Here is a 7,586-nt window from a genome sequence, read left to right as displayed (position 1 = left end):
ACCCCATATGAAGTATTTTTTGACAAACCGTTGCACTTAGTTTGACAATTCGCCATATTCAAAAAAGAGGTTCGAAGGCTTTGGGTTCAGAAGCGCCTAAGGTAAAGATGGACGAAGGACTAGAGGAGAAAACGGAAACTTTTCTCAAGAAAGACAAGCAAGAATGGCAAATTGAATCTAAATTTAATGGCAGTAAGTTGTATGGCTGGTTTACCGATAATGAATCGGCGGTCACAGTAATTATGGTCCACGGATTCGGAGTCGATCACAATTCGTTGAACGTTCATGCACAGCTTTTCGACAACCTGGGATGTAATGTTTTACAAATCGATGACCAGGCGGCCGGTAAGAGTGAAGGCAAGTACTTGGGGTTTGGCTATATTGAGAACTTAGACACGCTCGATTGGATCCACAAGTTATTAACAGAACGTCCTGATGATAAAATTGTTCTCTTTGGAGCTTCAATGGGAGCAGCAACTGTTATGTTGACATCAGGGTATGATTTACCAAAAAATGTTAAACTGATAATTGAAGATTCAGGCTATACGAGTGCAGCGGACATCTTGAGCTACCATTGCCAAAAGAGATTCCATATCAAAGGCAAATGGTTGATCAAAGGTATCTCAATGGTCTCGAAAATTAGGGCTGGCTTTTCATATAAGCAAACTGACTGCAAACAGGCGTTAGCTAAGAATAAATTGCCAGTTTTGTTTATGCATGGTAAAAATGATTTTACTGTGCCATTTGAAATGAGAGACGAGTTATCCACAGGTGGAAAATTCGAAAAAACAGTCTATGAAAGCCTTGGTGTTCACATTCGCAGCTACTACATAGACTCGAAAAAATATCAGCAGGTTGTGGAAAACTTTTAAAAAAATACCTCTAGGAGAAGAGCATGAAAATTAAAATTACAGATTTTATCGGAAACATTCAGGAAGAAAATTTTAATCAAACTAAGATCGATATTAGTAAGGACGATTTACTTAAAGAAGATCTTTGGTCAGTGAATACTGCCAAGGAACAAATTGAAAAGGATATTAAAGCTGGTAAACTTTCACAAGTCATCATGCACGTTGCTGATGCTGAATTCCCAATTGATTTTTATTTGGAAACCGGCGTGATCAATTTACCATTCGCTGATGCCAAGAAGGTAACGCACTTCTTCGATGACGATGCCGAAGTTGAAACCAAGATTTACTTATCGACTGCATGTGATTATTTGAATGCCTCAAAATTTCATATTGATTTAATTTCAGAAAATGTCTTAAAAAATGCTGAAATTAAACACACAATGGATATAATGAAAAGTAACTATGAAACTTCTGTAGAAAACTTTTCTAATAAGGAAGATGACGTAGAGAAAGAGGAAAAATAATGAATTCAATGCTACTACTCCTAGTAATGGGTGTTGGAGCTGGAATTCTTGGTGCAATCTTGGGGATCGGTGGCGGAATGATTATTACTCCGGTGCTGACTATCATGATGGGGTTAGATATCAAGTATGCGATTGGTGCTAGTATCATCTCCGTTATTGCAACGAGTTCTGGCTCAACCATTGCTTACTTAAAAGACGATATGCTTAATTTGCGTGTCGCGATGTTTTTGGAAATTGCAACGACTGTGGGTGCCATAATGGGTGCGCTATTAGTTGGAGTATTTTCAAGTAGTTTCTTATATGTCTTATTTGGATTCTTCTTATTATATTCAACATATAATATGATTCGTAAATTATTCGATAAAAAGGGTGAGTCAGTTTTCACTGGTTCCGATCCAATTGTCGATAAATTTAAACTTGCTAGTACGTATTATGATAAAGCTGAACAAAAGCAAGTTGATTACTCAATGAAAAACGTTCCTGGTGGGTTCATAATGATGTGGGCAGCCGGATTAGCTTCTGGATTGCTTGGTATTGGTAGTGGTGCCTTCAAAGTTATCGCCATGGATACAATTATGAAAATGCCTTTAAAACCATCTAGTGCCACAAGTAATTTGATGATGGGTGTTACAGCTGCTGCTAGTGCGACAGTGTACTTCTTCAATGGATCGATTCGCCCTGATATCGCTGCTCCTTTGGCAATCGGTGTTTTAGCTGGTGCCACGATTGGTGCCCGTTTGATGCAAGTTTTGAAACCAAGAGTTATCAGAATGATCTTTATCCCAATTATTTTATACATGGGTGTTCAAATGGCTCTTAAAGGATTCGGGGTGAACATCTAATGCAAACACATGAAGAAACGCGTAAAGTCGAAGTCATTATCGGTAAGATCTTACGTATCGGTGTTATCACTTCGGCCATTGTTATTTTGATCGGTATGGGATTGTATTTTATGAACGGTGCCGGATATCCGACGGTTGTCAAAGATGGTCAATCAATGGTCAGTTTTCCAAGAACTTTTAGTGCAATCTTTTCGGGAATAGCTTCAGGAAAGTCATATGCAGTTATTATGTTAGGCGTCTTTTTATTGATTTTGACACCCGTATTGCGGGTTGTTGTTTCAATCTATGCCTTTTATAAAGAGCACGATACGTTATATGTCGTGATTACAACGATTGTTTTAGTTATCTTGATGTTTGCCATGTTTATGGGATATCGAAGTTAAGCTAATAAAAATAAATTATTTTGGAACAAACGTAAAAAGCACTGATTCTGTGATTAGAATCAGTGCTTTTTTAGTTAGGAGAAAATCTTATATGGCGTCGACTAAGGACCAAAAAATATTACCGGTGTATTTGCCGACATTGCTTTGTTTGTCCATCGATAAAAGGATGCCGTTGGTAGTATCCCATTCATCGGTGATATTTTTGATCTGCAATTTATCATTATCTTTAATATGGTGAGAAATGGGAGTCGGATTTGTTAGGGGATGATCATTTCCATTGGCGTCGCGAAAGAAGATATTACCATTGAAGAGTTCATTATTATCAGACATCAAATTTGTAGCTTTAGCTTTAACGGTCCAGTGACTGTCTTTTTTACGATTGTCAGATACTTCAACTAGCCACTTGCCAGAGCGGGGAATTATTTTATTGGGATTGTAAGTGGCAATTGGCTGGAAGGAGACATTTTCGGAAATATTTTTAAATTGCAATAATCCGGCAACGGAAATCTCGCGGTCGATGGTGTTACTTTTATTTTGGAAATCTTGGGCATAGAAAGTTAATTTATCGAGGCCCTTGAGTTGATCGGCTTTGATGGTGAACTTAAAAGTGCCGTCTTTTTGGACGATATTTCCTAAATTTATCGGTTGTTTGTCGTCCAGTTTTTGAAAAATAGTAACCATATTGAAATTAGGATTCTTAATATTGTAAATTACTTTTCCATTGATGGTTACATCTTTGCCAGAATCGACTTTTATTGGGTTAGGAGTATCACTTTCGATACTTAGGATTCGTTGTTTGATATTAAAAGCTGAAGCATCAGTATCGGTGATCAAGGTACTACCTTGGAAGGTGGCATGAAGAGCGGAAACTTGGGATTGCACATTGACATCGACATCATGTTTGACTTTACCCTTTAGTTCAATAACTGCTTTACGATTATCTGAATCTAAACCTTCAGGTAAATTGAAATTGAGCTTTTTAGTGCTGAATTTATCGGACGGATCAGTTTCGATATTTTGTAATTCAATTGGCTGTGGATCTTTGTCGCTGGCAGCGTTTGGATAAGAAATAGTTGCACTGGTCAGCTGGATATTTGAGGCCTTTTCGCCAGGAAAAATTATTTGTGATTTGATATTATTCCAAGGTTTATCCCAACCATTATAATTCAGGGTGAATTTATATCTAATTTCATCGTTGGTATAAGCATAATTTTGGGAAGATAATTGTTGAGTGCTATCCATAGTGTCATCGTAAACTTCAGCGTTGGCAGATGCGTCAGCGTATGAAGGAATGGATTCGAAGGCGATTAAATTATTTTCAGTATATTTACCAGTTGCACCGGTAAACCCCCAGTACAACTTATGATTGCCATTTAAATTGAAATTCTTTAATGGTATTTTTATTGAACCAGGAGTCCCTAAATAAGTCTCGTCTGAAGAAAAGGTCGTTTTATTTTGGGGTACAGGAGTTCCATCAGCATTTTTATCATTGTAAACATAGGATAGATAGCCATTTTCAGGGTCTATCGGAGTATTAGGATCAGAATCTTTTTTTCGAGACCATTTGATTGTGAGATGGTGCCATTTTCCGTCAACTAAGTTTACTTCTTTTTCATGTTTGTGATGCATTCTAAAAAAGTATTTTCTATCATTACTATTATCACGTTGAGCGGATCTGGCAAGATAGGTTTCTGGTAAAGCTGGAAAATCAAGGTCTATGTGTTGTTTATTAGAAGCTCCTGCGTCGAACGATACTCCTTCACCAGAAATCTCTTCGTACTTCTCTAAATTGTCAGAAAAGGTATCAAATTCAATGGCCAAACTGTTTTGAATAGCCGTTTTTGCGATATCTTGGGGACTTATTTGTTTATCGTTGATCCAATCGGTTCCCCAGACGCCAAGAGTTTCACCATCACCAGGTGAGAGTTGGCCTTTTTTTAGACCATAGGAGTGAGCGTTGGTACCATTAGGATCGTTGTGAAGGACGAAAGCCATACCATCGGCAGGATGATATTCGGGCAAATTAGCAGTATTGGGTCCAAAATAGAGCCACATTGAGGCCGTTTGATCGTGATTGATATCAAAATAGTTATCTTTGTTGATGTTGCTCCAGATTCCACCGACTTGATGAATGCCATTGGTAACTTTGATAACGCTAGTCTTGTGTTCTTTATCGAGTCCAAAAACACTTTGAATAGTAGCAGCATTATCATTGAAACTATCCGTTTGAAAAATATCGTTGTTATCCAAAAGTAGCCCTCTAGGAACTGTCTGTAGGGCTTTTTGATAATCCTTTTTAGCGATGTCATTATCTATGTCTTCTTGAGACAACGTTGGGGATGATGTTTGGTGACCCTTATCATTTCTTCTAGCCATAACAGCCTGATTCTCTGAAAATAATGGGAGGACAAATAGTAAAATACATAGTATTCGTAGATATTTTTTGTATTTACTCATGAAGGATTCCCCCGATTATTTGATTTACTTTTTAGTAAAAAAAGCATATCAAATAATTGAAAATCTAGTTTGAAAATGAGAACGAAAGTTTCAACAAATATATATTATTTTTGGTAATTAAATTATCCGTCAAAAATCGACAGACAATTCTCAGTCCTAAGCAATTGCTCAGAATCTAACCGGTTTGTTTTTTAGGTAGTTGAATCGATCAAAGACCAAGAAATTTTTCCTTGGTACGTTCCGACGGGATTGCCTTTTTGCATCGACAGAAGAATACCGTCAGTGTTAGTCCAAGCATCGGTAATATTCTTGGTTTGAGTTCCATCGATATCTTTCATATGGGTTGCGACATTGACGGGATTATTTAAGAGATTATTTTTACCAGCACTGTCACGGAAAAATAAGTTCCCGTCCAATTTTTGTTGGGTCGTTTCATTGACCAAATCAGAAGCAGTTGCTTGAACGGTCCAAGTGCTACCCTTATCACGACTGTCGACGACATCGATCTGCCATTTATTTAAGCGAGGGATGACTTGATTGGTAAAAGATCCATTGATGGGTTTGAAATGAACATTTTCTTGAATGTTGCCAAATTCCAGTAGACCACCGAAGACGATCTGTCGAGAAATGGAATTACTAGTGTTGCCATCGTTATCCGTTACGTAAAAATTGAGCGTATTGATTTCATTCAAAAGATTGCCGTCGATATTCAATGTAAATTTTCCGTATTGATCGATAGCATTTTTTATTTCAGTCGTAGTGCCATTTAATGTTTGATGTACAACCATACTGCTGTAATCGGGATTAGCATTGTTGGTGCCAACGTAAGTGACTTGACCAGGAACATCGACACTTTTATGAGGAGGTGTCTTGATGGGATTGGGTGAACTGCTTTCAAGACTGAGATTTCGAGCTCTAATTTTGAATGGATCGGTGACAGTACCGGTAATAAGATTATCACCGTCAAATGAAGCGTATGTTGAAGGAACATCCAGTGTGGATGTGGCAATCTTTTCAGTTTTACCATTCAACGTGATGATGGCGTTGCGACTTTCGTGATCGAGTGCTTCTGGCAATACGAAGTCAATAGAACCGTCATGAAAGGCCGAGGGAGAAATTTGATAAGGTTCTTTATTTTGAGAATCAGGGAACGTGATAGTACCACTGTTGAAATAAACGTGTTTAGGGATTTTGATGGAGGCATTAATGTCGTGCCAGCCTTTGGACCAACCTTTGTAGGATAAAGAATATTCATATTTGATATCGTTGTTTGGATCAACTGTATCGTTGGCGTTAACTAATTTATTGCCTTGAGTTACATCGTATATTTTGGATGATGAATGGACATCAACGAAAGAAGGGATGGATTCAAAAACCATCAAATTGTTTTCTGAATTCCTACCGGTCGAACCAGTGAATCCCCAATAGAGTTGTTTGTTGCTGCCGGATAGGCCTAATTTTTTAAGATCTAGTTCAAAAGAGACGTGGTTATAAGAATTAGTAGTATTGAGCGGCATGCCAGTATCAGGATCTTTGTCATCGTAAGCGTATGAAAGAATACCTAAATTATCATCGTCCTTATTTGGTTCCCATTTGATCGTTACATGATGCCACTTGCTGTCGACTAAGTTTGGTTGTTGGCGAAAATGTTCATGTTTCATTGTGTAATAATATGGATAACCGACTCCGAATTGATAAGTGTCACTTTGGGCTGGATAATTACCAGCAATGTGGGACCAACTTGAATTAATGTTTTCGGAAATAGCACTGTCAAAGGAATTTCCTTCACCGGTAATATTAACTCGTTCCATGTTGACGAAAGTATCAAATTCCAAAGCCCAACTGTTTCGAATAGCAGTTTGAGCCAAACGTTCGGGATGATTTTCATTCTCGATGTCCCAATCGGATCCCCAGACACCTAAGGATTGACCGTTGACAGGGATGCCCGACGGAGAGAGTGCAATAGCATTTTCTTTGTTATTATCGTTTTGTAGAACAAAGGCCATACCGTTTCCGGGTAAAGCTGAAGTGTTATCAGAGCGTCCGAAATAAAGCCACATCGAAGCAATCTGTTCGTGACTCATGTCAAAGAAATTTTTTTGATCCGGATTGCTCCAAACAGCTCCAGTTTGCCAATTATTATTAGTCATTTTGATAACACTGGTATTAGGTGAATTTGGATTTAGGGATTTAACGATTTCAGCATTGTTGACCATACTAGAGTGGTGATTGATAGAAGAAGTTGGTCGGTAATTTGTTGAGAGTCCACTTTTTTGATCTTCGGCTTTTCTTTGCGCCGCGGCTTTTTCAAAATCAGCAATGACAAAGGCGTGATTATCCCAGTTCAAACCTTTGGGTGTTGTCTTCAAAGCATTTAGATAGTCAGCGTTGTTGTCATCAGCTTTAACACTTTGTGAAACTCCCAGAAGCGTCACAAGCGCCAATATGCCGACTAACCCTAGGGATAGTAGTATTTTCTTAAAGATATGATGTGTATTCATGGAAAATCCGTCCCCTCGCTACAAACTA

General features: G+C 38.1%; 6 protein-coding genes. 4 read left to right on the top strand and 2 right to left on the bottom strand.

Going from position 1 to position 7,586, the window contains the following annotated elements:
- Positions 1 to 80 precede the first annotated feature (80 nt).
- From FD29_RS07190 to FD29_RS07175, 4 genes are read left to right on the top strand one after another with little or no spacing between them, the layout of a single operon-like run.
- A complete protein-coding gene (locus FD29_RS07190) occupies positions 81 to 872 on the top strand; it encodes an alpha/beta hydrolase (RefSeq protein WP_235804273.1) in 792 nt (263 codons plus the stop codon).
- A gap of 23 nt (positions 873 to 895) precedes the next feature.
- A complete protein-coding gene (locus FD29_RS07185) occupies positions 896 to 1,375 on the top strand; it encodes a hypothetical protein (protein WP_057888261.1) in 480 nt (159 codons plus the stop codon).
- Positions 1,375 to 2,217, top strand: a complete 843-nt coding sequence (locus FD29_RS07180; RefSeq protein ID WP_057888260.1) for a sulfite exporter TauE/SafE family protein — start codon at positions 1,375 to 1,377, stop codon at positions 2,215 to 2,217. The genes FD29_RS07185 and FD29_RS07180 overlap by 1 nt, the downstream gene beginning before the upstream one ends.
- Positions 2,217 to 2,600 carry a DUF1634 domain-containing protein gene (locus FD29_RS07175; RefSeq protein ID WP_057888259.1) on the top strand — a complete coding sequence of 128 codons (384 nt, stop codon included), beginning with the start codon at positions 2,217 to 2,219 and terminating at the stop codon, positions 2,598 to 2,600. The genes FD29_RS07180 and FD29_RS07175 overlap by 1 nt, the downstream gene beginning before the upstream one ends.
- Before the next feature lie 87 nt (positions 2,601 to 2,687).
- Here FD29_RS07175 and FD29_RS07170 read toward each other — a convergent pair whose 3' ends face one another.
- Both FD29_RS07170 and FD29_RS07165 read right to left on the bottom strand, forming a co-directional pair.
- A complete protein-coding gene (locus tag FD29_RS07170) occupies positions 2,688 to 5,057 on the bottom strand; it encodes an L-type lectin family protein (RefSeq protein WP_147007910.1) in 2,370 nt (789 codons plus the stop codon).
- 191 nt (positions 5,058 to 5,248) lie between these two features.
- Positions 5,249 to 7,558 carry an L-type lectin family protein gene (locus FD29_RS07165; RefSeq protein ID WP_057888257.1) on the bottom strand — a complete coding sequence of 770 codons (2,310 nt, stop codon included), beginning with the start codon at positions 7,556 to 7,558 and terminating at the stop codon, positions 5,249 to 5,251.
- Positions 7,559 to 7,586: the final 28 nt, after the last annotated feature.

The sequence above is a fragment of the Companilactobacillus mindensis DSM 14500 genome, assembly GCF_001434275.1.
GTDB classification, from domain to species: Bacteria; Bacillota; Bacilli; order Lactobacillales; family Lactobacillaceae; genus Companilactobacillus; species Companilactobacillus mindensis.
This window is presented reverse-complemented; position numbering and strand designations above follow the sequence as displayed.

Coding starts and splice junctions, on each gene's coding strand:
- FD29_RS07185 (WP_057888261.1), top strand. CDS start 896: ATGAAAATTAAAATTACAGATTTTATCGGAAACATTCAGGAAGAAAAT.
- FD29_RS07180 (WP_057888260.1), top strand. CDS start 1,375: ATGAATTCAATGCTACTACTCCTAGTAATGGGTGTTGGAGCTGGAATT.
- FD29_RS07175 (WP_057888259.1), top strand. CDS start 2,217: ATGCAAACACATGAAGAAACGCGTAAAGTCGAAGTCATTATCGGTAAG.
- FD29_RS07170 (WP_147007910.1), bottom strand. CDS start 5,057: ATGAGTAAATACAAAAAATATCTACGAATACTATGTATTTTACTATTT.
- FD29_RS07165 (WP_057888257.1), bottom strand. CDS start 7,558: ATGAATACACATCATATCTTTAAGAAAATACTACTATCCCTAGGGTTA.